Annotated in this window: 11 protein-coding genes; 9 read left to right on the forward strand and 2 right to left on the reverse strand. The window is 69.4% G+C overall.

What is annotated here, in order from left to right:
- Positions 1-211: 211 nt before the first annotated feature.
- Both K6142_RS02635 and K6142_RS02640 read right to left on the reverse strand, forming a co-directional pair.
- Positions 212-2,737 (reverse strand): PAS domain-containing sensor histidine kinase, encoded by a 2,526-nt coding sequence (locus K6142_RS02635; RefSeq protein WP_190244032.1) that lies wholly within the window; start codon positions 2,735-2,737, stop codon positions 212-214.
- On the reverse strand, positions 2,734-3,975 hold the full coding sequence (locus K6142_RS02640; RefSeq protein WP_190244031.1) for an ABC transporter substrate-binding protein: 1,242 nt from the start codon (positions 3,973-3,975) through the stop codon (positions 2,734-2,736). The genes K6142_RS02635 and K6142_RS02640 overlap by 4 nt, the downstream gene beginning before the upstream one ends.
- 344 nt (positions 3,976-4,319) lie before the next feature.
- Between K6142_RS02640 and amrA the strand changes: the two genes are divergently transcribed.
- From amrA to K6142_RS02685, 9 genes are all read left to right on the forward strand, one after another.
- On the forward strand, positions 4,320-4,994 hold the full coding sequence (amrA, locus tag K6142_RS02645) for an AmmeMemoRadiSam system protein A (protein WP_190244030.1): 675 nt from the start codon (positions 4,320-4,322) through the stop codon (positions 4,992-4,994).
- 392 nt (positions 4,995-5,386) lie between these two features.
- Positions 5,387-6,553: an MFS transporter gene (locus K6142_RS02650; RefSeq protein ID WP_190244029.1), complete on the forward strand. Its 1,167-nt coding sequence runs from the start codon at positions 5,387-5,389 to the stop codon at positions 6,551-6,553.
- Between the two features lie 58 nt (positions 6,554-6,611).
- A complete protein-coding gene (locus tag K6142_RS02655) occupies positions 6,612-7,163 on the forward strand; it encodes a hypothetical protein (protein WP_190244028.1) in 552 nt (183 codons plus the stop codon).
- A gap of 7 nt (positions 7,164-7,170) precedes the next feature.
- Positions 7,171-8,094, forward strand: a complete 924-nt coding sequence (locus tag K6142_RS02660) for a universal stress protein (RefSeq protein WP_190244027.1) — start codon at positions 7,171-7,173, stop codon at positions 8,092-8,094.
- A 3-nt stretch (positions 8,095-8,097) separates the two neighbouring features.
- The gene (locus K6142_RS02665; RefSeq protein WP_190244026.1) at positions 8,098-10,569 is read left to right on the forward strand and encodes a PAS domain-containing protein; all 2,472 of its coding nucleotides are present in this window, start codon (positions 8,098-8,100) and stop codon (positions 10,567-10,569) included.
- Positions 10,547-12,790, forward strand: a complete 2,244-nt coding sequence (locus K6142_RS02670) for a sigma 54-interacting transcriptional regulator (RefSeq protein WP_190244025.1) — start codon at positions 10,547-10,549, stop codon at positions 12,788-12,790. Before K6142_RS02665 ends, K6142_RS02670 begins: the two co-directional genes overlap by 23 nt.
- 517 nt (positions 12,791-13,307) lie before the next feature.
- Positions 13,308-14,129 (forward strand): substrate-binding domain-containing protein, encoded by an 822-nt coding sequence (locus tag K6142_RS02675; RefSeq protein ID WP_015946405.1) that lies wholly within the window; start codon positions 13,308-13,310, stop codon positions 14,127-14,129.
- Positions 14,130-14,330: 201 nt separating this feature from the next.
- Positions 14,331-15,026 (forward strand): ABC transporter permease, encoded by a 696-nt coding sequence (locus K6142_RS02680; RefSeq protein ID WP_015946406.1) that lies wholly within the window; start codon positions 14,331-14,333, stop codon positions 15,024-15,026.
- A complete protein-coding gene (locus tag K6142_RS02685; RefSeq protein WP_223380742.1) occupies positions 15,023-15,877 on the forward strand; it encodes an ATP-binding cassette domain-containing protein in 855 nt (284 codons plus the stop codon). The genes K6142_RS02680 and K6142_RS02685 overlap by 4 nt, the downstream gene beginning before the upstream one ends.
- Positions 15,878-16,259: the final 382 nt, after the last annotated feature.

Raw genomic sequence — 16,259 nt, forward strand, 5'->3', positions numbered from 1 at the left:
GGTCATCCGGAGGCGCGTTCAGGGGCGCGTGCAGGGGCGCATGCAGGGCCGCGTTGCCCGTCCGTCCGTGAACATGGGGCAGGCCGCCGCAAGTTTCTGTCAGCCGGGGCCAGCACGGTTCCGATCACGCTTTCGGGCACAGGCGGACGCGGGCCACGCATCGGGCCCAATCATGCCGCGCATTCGAACGAATCATGCCGGGCGCGGGTCGCTACACCGGGCAGCCGGGATGATCGCGCGGCACTTCGGGCGCTTGGTCGCTGCCGGGCAGCGGCAGACGCAGGGTGAAGGTGGTGCCCCGGCCCGGCTCCGAGGCCACGTCAAAGGTGCCCCCGTGGTTGCGGGTGACGATGAAGTAGGACACCGACAGCCCAAGCCCGGTGCCCACGCCCACCTCCTTGGTGGTGAAGAACGGTTCGAACACCCGCCGCCGCACGTCTTCCGGCATGCCTGTGCCGTTGTCCTGCACGTCGATGCGCATCCACACCCCTTCGCGCCGCGTGCGCAGCACGATGCGCGGCTCGTCCCATCCGGTTTCGCCGGACGGGGCCGACGGCGCATAGGCTGCCGCGCCTTCCGCCCCCTCGCCTGCCGGGCGTGCCCCGTCTGGCGGCCTGCCCTCTGGCCGCCTGCTTTCCGGCCGCATGTGTTCCGGCCGCATGTGTTCCGGCCGTGCCGCGATGGCCTGGGCCGCGTTGCGCAGCAGGTTCAGCACGACCTGGGTTATCTCCTGCTCGGAACAGACCAGTGGCGGCAGTTCCGTCTCGTACTCGCGCACGATGGCGATGTTGCGGAAATCGTAGCGTTTCTTCAGGTCATAGTCGTTGGCGGCAATGTCCAGGGTGCGGTCCAGCAGGGCATGCAGGTCCACCGTGGTGCGACGCGCGCCGCTGTTGCGGCTGAATTCCAGCATGTTGGTGATGATGTTGGCGGCGCGGCAGCCCGCCTCGCGGATGCTGTCCAGAAATTCCAGCACCCGCCGCTCCGCGAGGTAGGCGCGGATTACCGGCAGCGAGCAGCCCAGGCGTTCCGCCGCCTGTTCGTTGGCGGGCAGGCCGTCGGCCAGCCGCCGCTGGATGTTCTGCGCCCCTTGCAGGATGGCCCCCAGGGGGTTGTTGATCTCGTGGGCCATGCCCGCCGCCAGCCCGCCCACGGACAGCATCTTTTCCGACTGCACCAGCACCTCTTCCATGCGCACCCGGTCGGTCACGTCGTCGATGCGCAGCACGCCCCCGTCCCCTTCCGGTGCGCCGGTCATGCCGCTGCCCATGGGGTACAGAGAAACGTCCTCGTAGCGGTAGTGGCCGCCGTTCAGGGTGACCAGCCGTTCGCGGTCCACCGGGGTGCGGCGGGCCATGGCTGCCGTCAGCCGCGCGGCGGTGTCGGCATGATCGGGCAGCAGTTCGGACAGGGGGGTGCCCGCCGGGGTCAGGGCATGCCCGGTACGGCGCAGGGCCGCCGGGTTCATGCGCACCACCCGGCCATGCCCGTCCAGGGCGATGATGGCCGAGGGCATGGCGTCCATCATCTGCTGCACGTAGGCGCGGGTGCGGCGCAACGCGGCCTCGCGCTGGCGCACCGTGGCCGCCATGTCGCGGAATTCGCGGTCCATGTCGGCCAGTTCGGCCAGCTGCTCCCCGCCGGAGGGCGGCAGGTCGTAGCTGCCGCCGGAAACCAGCCGGATGGACTGGCAGAATCCGGCCAGTGGCCGGGCGATGGTCCACTCCAGTTCGGCCAGCAGCGATACGGCGAACACGGTCAGCAGCACCGTGAGCAGCAGCAGGAAGATGACCATCTCGCCAGCCACCTCGGACAGCACGGCCCCCTGGCGCTTCAGGGTGATGATGGTCCAGTCGGGCCCGGTCACCATGGCGGTGCAGGCAAACCAGGTTTCATCGTCGTAGCGCACGCGCTGCACGGTGGGTTCGACGTTGCGCGCCACCGCGCCAGCGGGCCTGAAGAAGGGCAGGTGCCCGATGTTTTCCTGGCGCTGCACACGGGTCAGGTCGGGGTGGGCGATGAGGTTGCCGTAGCCGTCGGCCAGCAGCACTGCGTTGTCGTCGCCCGGCAGCAGTTCCAGCACGTGCTCTTGCAGCGTGTTCAGCCGCAGCGCGCCCACCAGTTGCCAGCCCCCTTCGATGGCCTCGCTGACGTACACCACCACCTCGCCGGTGTCCGGCAGGGGCGCGGGGCTGCCCAGCCGGTAGCCCCGTCCGTCCATACCGTTGCCCTGCGGGCCGCGCAGTACGGGAAAGTCCACCATTATCGGGCCGTCCGGCAGCGAAAACACCACCCGTTGCGCTTCGTCCAGCAGCATGATGCGCGCGAAGTGCTGGCGCAGCGAGCGTCGGCGGCCCAGTTCCTCGGCCACGCGGGCTGGCGAGGGCGAGGCGGGCAGGGCCGATGCCAGCCGGGCCAGCGACAGGGCGGCGTTATCCACGTGCTCTTCAAGGTAGCGGGCCAGGGTGGTCGTCAGCAACGCGCTTTGCCGTTCGAAGTCGGCCTTGCGTCCAAGGTAGGTGAAGGTGCCCGCGAAGGCCAGGATGCACAGTCCCAGCAGCACCAGCCAGACCAGCAGCCGGGTATGCAGCAGAAGGCGCAGCGAGCGCGGGGCGCGTCTGGTGGCGCGACCGGAGGCGGGCGCCTGTTCGGGGTGTCCCGTATGGCCTGCATGGCCGGGCGGTTTCGGGGCGTCGGCGCGGGGCTGGCCGCAGGGAGTGGTGGTGGGTGGGTTCATTGCAGTGTCGCGAATTCGCCGTCGCGGATGGTCAGGATGAACGAGCGGCGGTGCACGTCGCCGTACCGGTCAAGGCTGATGGGACCGAGAACGCCGGTAAGGTTGCGGACTTCCGGAAGGGTTTCGCGCAGCCTGGACGGGTCGCCTCCGGCACGGGCCAGTGCATCGCCCAGAACCATCACCGCTTCGTACCCGAAGGCCGCCGCAAAGTTGGGCATCCAGCCGAAGCGCGCCGTGTAGGCAGCCTGGAAGTTGCGGAAGGAGTCGTCGTCGAGGTCGGCGGCGTAGGCATGGGCAAAGACGATGCCCTCCACGTCGCTGCCGCCCGCCAGCAACAGTTCGCGGGTGTAGCCCCACGAGGAACTGAACAGCGCGGGAAAGAAACCGTCGCGGTGAAAGCCTTGCGCGGCCATGGCCACGTCGCGCGCCGGGCACACCAGCAGCACGCCGGAGGCGGCGGACTGCCGGGCGTGGCGGAGCGCCTGGGCGAACTCCTTCCGGTCGGCGGCGGCGTACGGCAGGTCGGCGGCCACGGTGCCGCCCAGTTCGCGGAACCGGGCCACGAAGGCCTCGGCGAAGGGGGTGGAGAAGGGGGCGTTGGCGGTCTCGCGCACAACGGCCATTTCGCGCAGGCCGGTGGAACGGGCGTACACGGCCAGTGCCTCGGCCCAGGTGGTGTTGGCGGGAATGACGCGGAAGAAGCCGTCCTCCCTGCCTTCCAGCGCGGGAGCGCTGGTGGTGGGAGAGATCAGCGGCACCCCGGCGGCTTCCCACAGGGGCAGGGCGGCCACGGTCTGGCCGCTGGTCATGTGCCCCACCCCTGCCTGCACCTTGCGGGCAAGCAGCCGGGAGACCGCCGCGCGGGCTTCCTCGGGGGTGTTGCCATCATGCTCGGCCACCAGTTCAAGGCGGCGTCCGGCCACGCCCCCGGCGGCGTTCAGGTGCTCGACGGCCAGTTGCGCGCCGTTGCGCCCCTGCACGCCCAGGTCGGAGGTGAGGCCCTCAAGCTGGCCGACAAAGCCGATGCGCACGGTGGCGGGTTCGCGTGTCAGTGTCAGCGTAGCCGTCAGGAGCATGCCGATGACCGCCACGGCCACGGCGGCCAGGACAACACGACGCGAGAACCACGGCCCGCGACCCGCTTGGATGCCCCGGTTCGGGCCATTCTCGTGGGCCGAGATGTGCCCAGGAGTCGGGACACTCCCCTGGCCGGGGGCGGCGTGGTCTGGTTGCGCCATGTAACCTCTCGCTGTTGGGCGATGCGCCGGAATCCTATAGTGCGCAGTGGGGAAAGTCCATCGGGTGGGCGGCGGGGCTGCCGGTGGGACGCGCGACGGCATGGACGCGCGACGACATGGACGCGCGAAGGCGTGGCGCAGGGCGTTGCCCGGTCCATGCAATGGATTGGGGAACGGGCTGGCTAACGGATCGGGGAATGGCCTGTGGGGCTGGGAGGCGGAAGACCCCGGCCCAGCCCTTCCGCCCTTCCTGTGGACGCGCCGGGCGGGCTCTGGCACCATGGGGTTGCACGGCCATCGTCGACGGCATGGTGCCGCAACCGGGCCGCGCAAGGGAGTTTCCCATGTCCGCGCCCCATGACCCCACCGATGCGACGCACGTGCCAAACTCGCCTGACGCCGATCCCGGTGCGTTCCGGCTGGAACTGTCCGCCGACGAACGGGCGTGGCTGCTCGACCTGGCCCGCTGGGCCGTGCTGCACCGACTGGCGGAAGCAGGGACCATGCCGGACGGGGACGAGGAAGCGACCGGCCCGGATGTCTCCGGGGTGCCCGCGCCGCCCCCCGGCGTGTTGCACCGTTCCCTGGGGGCCTTCGTCACCTTCAAGAAGGACGGCCACCTGCGCGGCTGCATCGGCTCCATGGTCGGCGACGGACCGTTGTATCTCACCGTGGCCCGCATGGCCCGCGCCGCGGCCTTCGAAGACCCGCGCTTTCCGCCGGTGACCGCTGCCGAGGCATCCGCGCTGGAACTGGACATTTCCGTGCTCGGCCCGCTTACCCGCTGCCCGGACCCGTCCCTCGTGCGGGTGGGGCGGCATGGGCTGCTGGTCCGGCAGGGCTATCGTTCCGGGGTGCTGCTGCCGCAGGTGCCGGTGGAATGGGGCTGGGACCGCGAGACCTTTCTGGCCCATACCTGCCGCAAGGCGGGGCTGCCGCCCGACACATGGCGTGATGCGTGGCAGGACGGGCGCACCGAACTGTACTGGTTCGAGGCCGAGGTGTTCGGCGACCTGTAACCCCCGCCTGCCGCTGCGCATATCTCCCGGTCTTCACTCCTTGCCTGCCGTTCCCGGTTGGTGTCCTTTCACCGCGCCGGTCCGTTCCGCCGCCCGTTCCATTGGCCCGCTGCATCGGTCCGTTCCATCGGTTCGGGCGGCCCCCCCGTCCGCGCGCATGTCCGGTCACAACGGGTCTCGACTGGCCGCAACTGGTCGCAACTGGTCGCAACTGGCCGCACGTGGTCGTGCCTGGGCGAAGTGCGTGCTCCCCTCGTTGACAGTGCTCGCGCGCGGAGGTAGGGCACGCCTTCCGGCATCTGCGCCGTGCGCGGGTTCCCGACCCGCTCCATGCCCCCTTCCCGTCCCCCATCCGGCGCGGCGTTTTCCGCGTGCGCCCGCAGGAGTATCGCGTGCAGCGCGTTCCCGATCTGCCCACCATTCCCAACAGGCCCATGTACATCTTCCTGCTGGTGCTCACTCTGGCCAACGCCGTGGGGTATCAGGGGTGGAGCACGCTCTACACCAACTTCGCCGTGCACGAGGCGGGGCTTACCGGCGCGCAGAACGGCCTTGTGCAGTCGCTGCGCGAGGTGCCGGGCCTGCTGTCCATCGGGGTCATCCTGCTGTTGCTGGTGCTGCGCGAACACCGCCTGGCCGCGCTTTCGGTAATCATGCTGGGCGCGGGCGTGCTGGCCGCCGGGTTCTTTCCGTCGTTCGGGGGCATCGTGTTCACCACCATGCTCATGTCCTTCGGGTTCCACTACTTCGAGACCACCAACCAGTCGCTGATCCTGCAATACTTCGACGTGCGCACCGCGCCGCTGATCATCGGGCGGCTGCGCGGGCTCAACGCCGGGGGCAATCTGGCCATCGGCGCGGTGATCTTTCTGGCCGCCGGGGTGCTGCCCTTTTCCGGCCTGTTCGCCATCTCGGGCGGGCTGGCGGTGCTGGCCGGGCTGTGGGCCCTGACGCAGGACCCGCGCGCCCGGGGCCTGCCGGTGCAGCGGCGGGGCATGGTCATGCGCAAGCGCTACTGGCTGTTTTACCTGCTTACCCTGCTGGGCGGGGCGCGGCGGCAGATTTTCATCGTGTTTTCGGCCTTTCTGCTGGTGGAGCGGTTCGAATTCGGCGTGCGCGAGATGACGCTGTTCTTCATGCTGAACAACGCGGTGAACTGGTTTCTCAACCCGCTCATCGGCAAGGCCATCAACGCCGTGGGCGAACGCAGGCTGCTGGTGATGGAATGCCTGTCGCTGGCGGGCATCTGCCTGGCCTACACCGTGGTGGAGGACCGCTGGCTGGTGGGCCTGCTGTACGTGCTGGACCAGATATTCTTCAACTTCATCGTGGCCGTGCGCACCTACTTCCAGAAGATAGCCGACCCGGCGGACATCGCCCCCAGCATGGCCGTGAGCGTGGCGGTGAACCACGTTGCGGCGGTGGTGGTGCCCGTCGTGGGCGGCATGTTGTGGATGATGGACTTTCGCATTCCGTTTTATCTGGGGGCCGCGCTGGCCGGGTGTTCGCTGGTGGCGACACTGTTCATGCGGGTTCCCGCGCGGGGCGCGTCTTGCTAAATGGTCCGGCAGCGACTACCCTTGTGGAACGATCCGTGAACCGCAAGGAGGTTGTGTCATGTCGCGCCCGTTCCCGCTCCGTACGCCCGCATCGAAGCCGCGCCCATGGGCGCCCCTGCTGCTGTCCGTTTCGCTGTTCCTGATCGCTGCCGCACTGTTGCCCCAATTCCCGCCGCTTTCCGGAATCACGGGGGGCGGTTTCGCGCTGGCCGCCGAGGCCGCTCCCAAGGCCGTGGCCGACAAGCCCGCCCCCCATGTGGACCGGGCCGTGCAGGTGGCCGTGGAACTGGAGGGCACCGACAGCCTGGGCGCGCGCCTGGCCTTTCGCCTGAAGGATACCTTCAACTCCAGTTCGTTGTTCGTGCTGTCCGAAAAGGATGCCCCCAAGATCCGCGTGCTGCTTTCCACCACGCCGGAATTCCCGTCGCGCCCCTCGGTGGGCTCGGCCTACTCCGTGGTCTGGGTGTTCTCGCAGAGCGAAGGCACCCTGCGCCACTACCTGGCCCGCGAGGTGGGCGTGGTGACGGCGGAAAGCGTGGAAGACCTGGTGGCGCACATCGCCGAGCGCACCGACGGCATTTCCGTCCGCTACGGCTACCTGTTCCAGTAGGCCCGCCATGGAGCGCCACCTGCTGCTGACCATGGGGGGAGACGGCGGCGAATCGTGGAACCTGCGCTTCGTGGCCGGGTTCTTTCGCCGCAAGGCGGCCCTGCGACTGACGTTGTTCTACGTGGTGCCCGACGCCTACGCCTCCGGCCCCGGCGAGGTGATCCTGTCCGACGCGCAGATGCGCCAGGGACTGGAGCAACTGGCCAGGGCGCGCCGCTGGGCGGTGGAGCACGGCTTTGTGCCGGAGCACGTGGAGACGCGCGCGGTGCCCCGCCAGTTCGGCGTGGTGCGCGACATCGTCGAGGAAGCCCACAAGGGGCTGTACGACGCGGTGGTGTCGGGCCGCCGGTACCTGGGCTGGCTGGAACAGACCTACACCACCAGCGTCTCGCGCGGGCTGCTGGGTGAAGAGATCGCCTTTCCCCTGTGGGTGTGCCATCAGCCGGAACCGGACCTGTCCAACGTGCTGCTGTGCGTGGACGGATCCGGCGAAAACCTGCGCATGGCCGACCATGTGGGGTTCATGCTGGCCGCCCCCGGCGCCGAGGATCATGCCGTGACCCTGCTGCATTGCAGGGAGCCGGGCAACGGGCCGGGCCGGGCCGACCATCACGGGCAGGGAGAAGGCGGTGTCGACGACGCGTCGCTTTCCGGCGAAGAAGCCATCGCCGCCGCGCGAGAGGCCGTGCTGGCCAACGGCGTGGACGCGTCGCGGGTGCGCGTGCTGATGCTGGACGCCTGCGACTGCACAGGCCGGGCCGACAAGGCGGAAGCCATCCTGCGCGTGGCCGAGCAGGACAGGTACGCCGTGGTGGCGGTGGGCCGCCGCACGGCCCTGCCGGATACCCTGATGCGCCGCATGTTCGGGCGCAGCGTCAGTGAACGGCTGCACGACCGGGTGAACCGTTTTTCCCTGTGGGTGAGCAAGTAGACCATGCCCAAGCGCGCCGTTTCCCGTACCGGCACGGCTCCCGGCACCGGGGGCGCGCCCCCGGAATTGCCCGGAGCGGGGGAATCGCCTGCGTCCGCCGGTTTCGCCCCCTCATCCTGTCCCGCCAGAGCCGATCAGGCCGGGCAGCGGGCAGATGGAGGCATGCCTGTGCGGCAGAACGCCCCCCAACCGGAACTGTTCTCCCGGCCCACCGCGCAAACCTCCGTCCAGCCCCCCGAAGAAGAACTGCAACGCCTGCGCGCCGAGTTGGCCGTGCTGCGCCACCGGTTGCGCAAGGCCGAGGCGCGCCTGCTGCCCCTGGATGCCGACCCGGAAACCCCGGACATGCTGCTGGACGCGGTGCCCGTGCTGGCGTTGTGCATCGACGCGGACGGGCGGGTGCGCATGGTCAACCGGGGGTTCGAATCGCTGTTCGGCGTCTGGCGCATGGAGGCGCGCGGCCACCGGCTGGAGGGGCTGGTGCCCCCGGAAGTTTCCGCGCAGTTGTCCCCCCTGCTGGCCCGGGCCTTTGCCGGCGAGCAGCGCGTGACCGGCGAACTGGCCGTCAGCGGGCACGCGGGCGATCGCTGGTTCAACATCACCCTGGCGGGGCGCGGGCTGCCGGGCAGTGGCATCATGTGCCGGGTGCTGCTGGTGGGGGTGGAAATCACCGAGGCCGTCACCGCCCGCCGTGCCCTGCGCGAGGTAGGCGAAACCCGCCGCGCGCTGCTGGACGCCGCGCCAGGGGCGGCCTTTCTGATGGAGCCGGACGGCACCATCGTGGCCCACAACAGTGCCGCCGCGCGCCACGCCTGGCGCGATGGGCAGGACATGGTGGGCGAGAGCGTGTTTGCCCTCATGCCCCCGGGCATGACCGCCAGACGCCGCGAGGAGCTTGCGCGCTGCGTGGCCACCGGGCGTGGCGGCTACTTCGAGGAACACGACGGCGGCCGCGTGCTGCGCCACAACCTGGCGCCCGTGTTCGACGTGCAAGGCCGGGTGGCCCAGATTGCCGTGTACCTGCACGACGTGACCTCCCAGCGCCGGGCCGAAGAGGAACTGCAAGCCACCCTGGAGCGCAAGGACCGCATGGTTCACGCCCACGAGGCGGCATTGGGCCGGCACGAGCGGTTGCTGCGGCGCATCTATGACGACGTGCCCGTGGGGCTTCTGCATACCAGCGCGGCGGGCAACGTCATCGAGGCCAACCGGGCGTTGTGCGCCATCACCGGACTGACCCTGAGCGAAATGCGCGGCATGCATGTGCTCGACCTGGTGCTGCCGGAATACCGCGAATCGCTGGCCTACGAGATGCGGCGCAACCGGGCGGAGCGCGACAGGGTGGCTAGGTTCGAGGTGCGGGTGCGCAGGCCCGACGACGAGATACGCCTGTGCCGCGTCACCTCCACGGTGATCTGGGGCACCGACGACCTGCCCCTGTTCGGGCTGGGCGTTGTGGAAGACCAGACCGAACTGCACCGCCTGCGGGCCGAGGCCGTGCGGGCCGGGCAACTGGCCGCCCTGGGCGAACTGGCCGCCGGGGTGGCGCACGAGATCAACAATCCCATCAACGGTATCATCAACTGCGCCCAGCTGTTGCTGGACGATGCCGACGTGTCGGCACAGGGCGGCATGCGCCACGAACCGCAGCCGGAACTGGCCGGACGCATCCTGCGCGAGGGGCAGCGCATCGCGGGCATCGTGCGCAACCTGCTGTTCTTCGGGCGCGACCGGCGCGACACCGACGTGCGGGTGGACCTGCGCGAGGTGCTGCACGACACCCTGGCCCTGACCCGCACCCTCATGGAGGGCGATGGGGTGGTCATCGAACTGAATCTGCCCGACCTGCCGCTGATGGTTGTGGGCCGCCCCGGCGAATTGCAGCAGGTGTTCATGAATCTTCTGGCCAATGCCCACCATGCCCTGAACGCGGCGGAGACCGGCGGGCAGGGCGAGCCCGGTGCCGTCCCGCGTCCCAGGCGCCTGACCCTGACGGCGGCGCGGTCCTCGCTGGGGCCGCAGCGCGAGGCCGCCCGCAAGGGCGTGTCCCTGGACGGCGGGGGCGATGGCTGCCGGGGCATATGCATCCCCGAGCGCCGCGCCGCGCGGCGCAGGGGCGGGCGGCTGACGGTGAGCGGGCCGTGCGTGTGCGTCACGGTGGCCGATACGGGCACGGGCATTGCCCCGGCGGTGCTGGACCGGGTGTTCGAGCCGTTCTTTACCACCAAGCCGGAAGGCAAGGGCACCGGACTCGGCCTGTCCATCAGCTACGGCATCGTCAAGAGCCACGGCGGCACGCTGGTGCTGGACAGCGACGGCGTTTCCGGCAGCCGCGCGGTGGTGGTGCTGCCCGAGGCGCCGCCCGAGTCCCTCCTTGAAGCCGACGCGGGGGCGCCAACTGCGCCAGACACGCCAGACACGCATGTTTCAGGCAGGCAAGGGGAGGTCGCCCATGGCGAAGATATTGCTCGTTGACGACGAGGAGAGCATCCGCTTCACCCTTTCGGCCTTCCTGCGCCGCGACGGGCACGTGGTGGTCACCGCCGCCAGCCTGGACGAGGCGCTGCATGCGCTGGACCCGGCCAACGGCGGCCCGCCGGACCTGGTCATCACCGACATCATCCTGCGCGGCGAGAACGGGCTGGATTTCGCCCGCACCGTGCGCGAACGATGCCCCTTCGTGCCGGTCATCCTGCTGACCGGGCGGCCCAGCGTGGAATCCGCCGTGCGGGCGGTGGCGGAAGGGGCGGAGCAGTACCTGACCAAGCCGGTGGACAAGGAGCAGATGCTTCAGGCTGCCCGTACGGCCCTGCGCCACAAGGCCCTGGACGACGAGCGCCGCGCCCTGGTTATCGAGCGCGAGACTCTGCGGGTGCATCTGGAAGCGGTGTTCCAGGCCGTGCCCGACGTGCTGGTGACCGTGACGCCCGACCTGCGGATACAGCGCATGAACCTGGCCGCGCGGGAACTGCCTGGCGGCGCGCGTGATGCGCGCCAGGCAGGGGGGAGGCGCTTTGACGAGGCCCTGGGGTTGTTCGCGCCGTTGTTCCGCCCGGTGCTGGACGAAACCCTGGGGGCGCGCCGGGCTTCGCGGCGGCGCCGGGTTTCCGCCCAACTGACCGACGGGCGCGAGCAGGTGTTCGAGATAGAGGCCGCGCCGTTGGTGGGAGCGGGGGGTGAATTTCTGGGCGCGCTGCTGGTGGCGCGCGACGTCACCCGTCTGGCCGGGCTGGAAGAGGCCCTGGGCCAGCGGACGGGCATGAACCAGATCATCGGTCGCAGCGCGCCCATGTCCGAGCTGTTCCACCTGCTGGACGAACTGGCCCAGACCGACACCACCGTGCTCATCACCGGAGAATCGGGCACCGGCAAGGAACTGGTGGCCGAGGCGCTGCACCGGGGCGGGCCGCGCGCGCTGGGGCCGCTGGTCAAGGTGAACTGCTCGGCGCTGTCGGAACATCTGCTGGAAAGCGAGCTTTTCGGCCACGTGCGGGGGGCCTTTACCGGAGCCGTGCGCGACAGGGTGGGGCGGTTCCAGTTGGCGCACGGGGGCACCATCTTTCTGGACGAGATCGGCGACGTCTCGTCCGCCGTGCAGCTCAAGCTGCTGCGGGTGTTGCAGGAGCGCGAGTTCGAGCGGGTGGGCGACACCCGCACCGTCAAGGTGGACGTGCGGGTCATCGCCGCCACCAACCGGCCCCTGGCCGACCTGGTGCGCTCCGGCAGGCTGCGCGAAGACCTGTACTACCGGCTGCGGGTGGTGGAACTGCATCTGCCCGCCCTGCGCGACAGGCGCTCGGACATCCCCCTGCTGGTGGACCACTTCGTGGAGCAGTTCAACATCCATTTCCACCGCCGGGTGGCCGGGGTTACCCCGGTAGCCCTGCAGGCGCTGATGGCGCATTCCTGGCCCGGCAACGTGCGCGAGTTGCGCCACGCGCTGGAGCACGGCTTCATCCTGTCGCGCGGGGATGTCATCGACGTGGATGCCCTGCCGCCCGAGGTGCGCGCCGCCGTGGGCATGGCGGCCACCGCCGCGCCCGTGCTGCGCAGCATCGCCTGCGATACGGACCTGCCCCAGCAGGGTGCGGGCCTTCCATGGGCCGGGGGGCGAGCCTTGGATCGGGCCGGGGACCGGATCGGCGACGGGGGCATGGAACATGGGCTGGCGCGGCCCCCACAGGGAACCTGGCCAACCGGTGCCTCGTCTTACGGCCAGGGCGCCAGGGCGCCAGCCGTTGGCGGTGGCGCGGACCATTCCGGCATCTATCCCGACGGTACCCCCGTGCACCTGGCCGAGGGGGTGCGGGGGCGGGAGGCGGCATTCCTCGAACCGCCGGTATCGGGCGGCCCCGCTTCGCTGCCCACGCCAGCCATGCCGGCAGGTCCGGCGGGCAGTGGCTATGGCGGCCAGGTCGACGAAGCTCCCGCACCCTACGGCGCGGAAGCTGGCCGTCGCCTGCGGCTGACCCCCGAACTGCTGTCCGACGCCCTGCGCAGGGCCGGGAACAACAAGGCCCGCGCGGCACGACTGCTGGGGATCTCTCGCCAGACGGTGTACCGCAAGCTCGTGGAATTCGGCCTGGCCGACGGAGCGGATGGCGGACCGGATGGCGGACCGGACGGCGGACCGGACGGCGAGCCGGATGATGCGCCAGGCGTGAGCGCCAACGAAGCAGACGCGGCAGGCTCGTAGCCGTTGCCTGCCGGACCGCACGGCACGAACCGCACGGCCTGAACCGCACGCCACGGACCGGCGAATCCGCCGCAGCATGCGTCCTGGGCCATGTCGCCCTCCTGCCATGTCACAACGGACACTCCCAGCGCCCCGCTCCGGTACCTCCGGGGCGGGGCGTGCCATTGCGGTTCCCGGGTTGCCGCCCTTTCGGCAGATGTCCGGTTGCGACCGCGCGGGGTGCCGGGCGCATGTCGTCGGGTGATGGCTGGTGAGAAAACATGCTGCCCCGGCATCCGTGCCCGCATATCGTTCTGTTTTTTTCAGCATGTTTGTTTTGGTTGTGATAGCTCGTCATGGGTGTTTTCAGGTTTTGATTGGTCTGTTCTTGTCGTTGTTTCGGAGTGGTGGTGCCAATCCTTATGCACGTTTTCTGCTTGTTTCGTGACTGTTTGGGCTGCTAACAATGAAGCCCATTGGAGAAGGACCGGACACCCAACGACAACGACCAACGCCAACGACAAACCCGGAGGATGCCATGCGTCGTCTGCTTCTTGTTCTTTGTCTGTTCACCGTGCTGTTGCCCGCGCAGTCCATGGCGGCGGACAAGGTGCTGATGATGGCCACCACCACCAGCACCGCCGATACCGGCCTGCTCGACGACCTTGCCCCTGCCTTCCAGAAGGAAACGGGCATCGAGCTCAAGTTCACGGCCACCGGCACCGGCAAGGCCCTGGAAATGGGCCGCAGCTGCAACGTGGACGTACTGCTGGTGCACGATCCCGAGGCCGAGGCCAAGTTCGTGGGCGAAGGCTTCGGCATCAATCGCGTGCAGCTGATGTACAATGATTTCGTCATGGTGGGCCCCAAGGCCGACCCCGCGGGCGTGAAGGGCAAGACCGTGGCCGAGGCCATGAAGGCGCTCTCCGGCGGCAAGGCCCCCTTCATCAGCCGTGGCGACAAGTCCGGCACCCATGCGCTGGAACTGCGCCTGTGGAAGGACACCGGCGCGGGCGTGCCCGAAGGCAAGGAATGGTACGTGGAAGCCGGGCAGGGCATGATGCGCACCATCGCCATGTGCGCGGAAAAGGGCGGCTACACCCTTACCGACCGCGGCACCTGGATCAAGTACGAGGCAGGCCTGAAGGAAGCCGGGCCGCTGGCCATCGTGGTGGAAAAGGACCAGAAGCTGTTCAACCAGTACAGCTCCATCACCGTGAACCCGGCCAAGTGCCCCTCGGCCAAGGCTGACTTGGCCGACGCCTTCACCAAGTGGATGGCCAGCCCCTCCACCCAGAAGCGCATCGCCGACTTCAAGCTGATGGAAAAGCCGCTGTTTACGCCCAACGCGGGCAAGTAGCACCGCTTCGCAGGGATACCCGGCGGCGGGGCGGCAGTGCCGTTCCGCCGCCTTTGCATGGGCGCCCCCGCTCCGGCGCGGCGGCTTCGTCCCCTTGGCAACCGGCCGCCAACAGGCTGCCCCGTTGCCCGCCCCTCCTTTTGCCCGTTGCCCGCCGAGGGGGATGGCGTTTAGAGTTCCCCGCAAGGAGACCCCAGCCGCATGGACTATCTGCTCGACGGCCTTGCCACCGCCTTGCGCCTGCTGGCCATGGGCGACGCCGAAACCTTTTCCGCCGTGTGGATCACCCTTGCGGCGTCGGGAATGTCCATTGCCGCGTGCCTTGCCATCGGCGCGCCGCTGGGCTTCCTGATCGGCTACCACGACTTTCCCGGCCGCCGGGCCGTGCGCATCGCCGTGGATACGGCACTGTGCTTCCCCACCGTGGTCATCGGCCTGCTGGTGTACCTGCTGCTGTCGCGGCAGGGGCCGCTGGGCGACCTGGGGCTGCTGTTCACCATTCCCGGCATGTCCGTGGGCCTGACGCTGCTGGGGATACCCATCGTCATGGCCATGACCGCGCTGGCGGTGGAACAGGCCGACGCGCGCCTGCGCCTGACCCTGCTCACCCTGGGGGCCGACGGGCGCCAGGTGCTCTTCGCCACCCTGTGGGAAACCCGCTACCACCTGATGCTGGCGGGGGTGGCTGCCTTCGGGCGCATCGTGTCCGAGGTGGGCATTTCCATGATGGTGGGGGGCAACATCAAATGGCACACCCGCACCATCACCACGGCCATCGCGCTGGAAACGGGCAAGGGCGACTACGCCCTGGGCATTGCCCTGGGGCTGGTGCTGCTGGCCATTGCCCTGCTGCTGAATCTGCTGCTGGCGGGGCTGCGCAGGAGGGCGGGACGATGAGCGGACGCGAGGACAAGGGCGTGTCCCGGATGTCTCCCGGCAGCCGCGAGCATAATACCCCCGCCGATGATGCACATGCGGCGGTGGCGGGTGGCATGGCGGGCGGTGCCGCCAGCGAAGCGCGTCCCGAGGAAATCCACCCTGAGGCGCCGCACACCGAAGGGCCGTGTACCGGCGTGCTCTGCACCCGCTGCCACGTGCCGCTTTATCAGCTGGAGGGCGTGGTGCGCCGCCACGGCGAACGGACCGTGCTCGACGTGCCCCGGCTGGACATCGCCACCGGGGGCATCACCGGGGTGGTGGGCCCCAATGGCGGCGGCAAGTCCACGCTGTTGCGCCTGCTAGCCTTGCTGGACGCTCCCTGTCGGGGCGAGGTGCGCTTTGCGGGCGAGGCCGTGGGGCCGCTGTCCTCCGCGCGCACGGCGGACCTGCGCCGCTCGGTGACCCTGCTGCTGCAGGAACCCTACCTGCTGCGCCGCAGCGTGTACGAGAACGTGGCCTTCGGCCTGACCATGCGCGGCGTGCGCGATACGGCGGACGCCGTGCGCGGCGCGCTGGAACTGGTGGCCCTGGACCCGGACGTGTTCCTGCGCCGCCGCTGGTTCGAACTTTCCGGGGGCGAGGCCCAGCGCGTGGCCCTGGCCGCCCGGCTGGCCTTTTCGCCGCGCGTGCTGCTGATGGACGAACCCACGGCCAGTCTGGACGAGGACAGCGCCGCGCGCATTGCCGACGCCGCCCGCGCCGTGGCCGGGCGCGGCACCACGGTCATCGTGGTCTCCCACGACCGCGACTGGCTGGAGCCGCTGGCGGGCCGCATCCTGAAGGTGCGGCGGGGGCAGGTGGAAGGATAGCCCTGCGCGGGCATGCCCGTCTGGCCGCACGTCCGTCCCGTTGCCGCCAGCCGCACACCCGCCCGTCGCATACCCGTCCGCCTGCCGTCCGGCATGGCCTCCGGGGCTTGCGGCCTCTTCACGCGCCTTTCCGCCGAAGCCTGCATAACAACGCGAACGCCGCCCCTGCCATGGCATGGGGCGGCGTTCGCGTTTCGGCTTTCCGGGTGTCGGATGCCCGATGGCTGGAAACCGCGGACCGATTTTTCAGTCCGTGAAAGCCTGTTCGAAAATCTTTAGACTTTGGCGTGATTTTTCTAGAGATGGCTGTTGATGCGGGTTTGATCCGTTGCGCGATTTTCCGTGCCAGCGACGGCGGAAAATGCCGGGTATAGGCTGGGGT

This window comes from Nitratidesulfovibrio sp. SRB-5 (assembly GCF_019931275.1).
Taxonomy (GTDB): domain Bacteria; phylum Desulfobacterota; class Desulfovibrionia; order Desulfovibrionales; family Desulfovibrionaceae; genus Cupidesulfovibrio.

Bases quoted from the DNA above. Each gene is read 5' to 3' on its own strand.
- K6142_RS02635 (WP_190244032.1), bottom strand. From the start codon at position 2,737: ATGAACCCACCCACCACCACTCCCTGCGGCCAGCCCCGCGCCGACGCC.
- K6142_RS02640 (WP_190244031.1), bottom strand. From the start codon at position 3,975: ATGGCGCAACCAGACCACGCCGCCCCCGGCCAGGGGAGTGTCCCGACT.
- amrA (WP_190244030.1), top strand. From the start codon at position 4,320: ATGTCCGCGCCCCATGACCCCACCGATGCGACGCACGTGCCAAACTCG.
- K6142_RS02655 (WP_190244028.1), top strand. From the start codon at position 6,612: ATGTCGCGCCCGTTCCCGCTCCGTACGCCCGCATCGAAGCCGCGCCCA.
- K6142_RS02660 (WP_190244027.1), top strand. From the start codon at position 7,171: ATGGAGCGCCACCTGCTGCTGACCATGGGGGGAGACGGCGGCGAATCG.
- K6142_RS02665 (WP_190244026.1), top strand. From the start codon at position 8,098: ATGCCCAAGCGCGCCGTTTCCCGTACCGGCACGGCTCCCGGCACCGGG.
- K6142_RS02670 (WP_190244025.1), top strand. From the start codon at position 10,547: ATGGCGAAGATATTGCTCGTTGACGACGAGGAGAGCATCCGCTTCACC.
- K6142_RS02675 (WP_015946405.1), top strand. From the start codon at position 13,308: ATGCGTCGTCTGCTTCTTGTTCTTTGTCTGTTCACCGTGCTGTTGCCC.
- K6142_RS02680 (WP_015946406.1), top strand. From the start codon at position 14,331: ATGGACTATCTGCTCGACGGCCTTGCCACCGCCTTGCGCCTGCTGGCC.
- K6142_RS02685 (WP_223380742.1), top strand. From the start codon at position 15,023: ATGAGCGGACGCGAGGACAAGGGCGTGTCCCGGATGTCTCCCGGCAGC.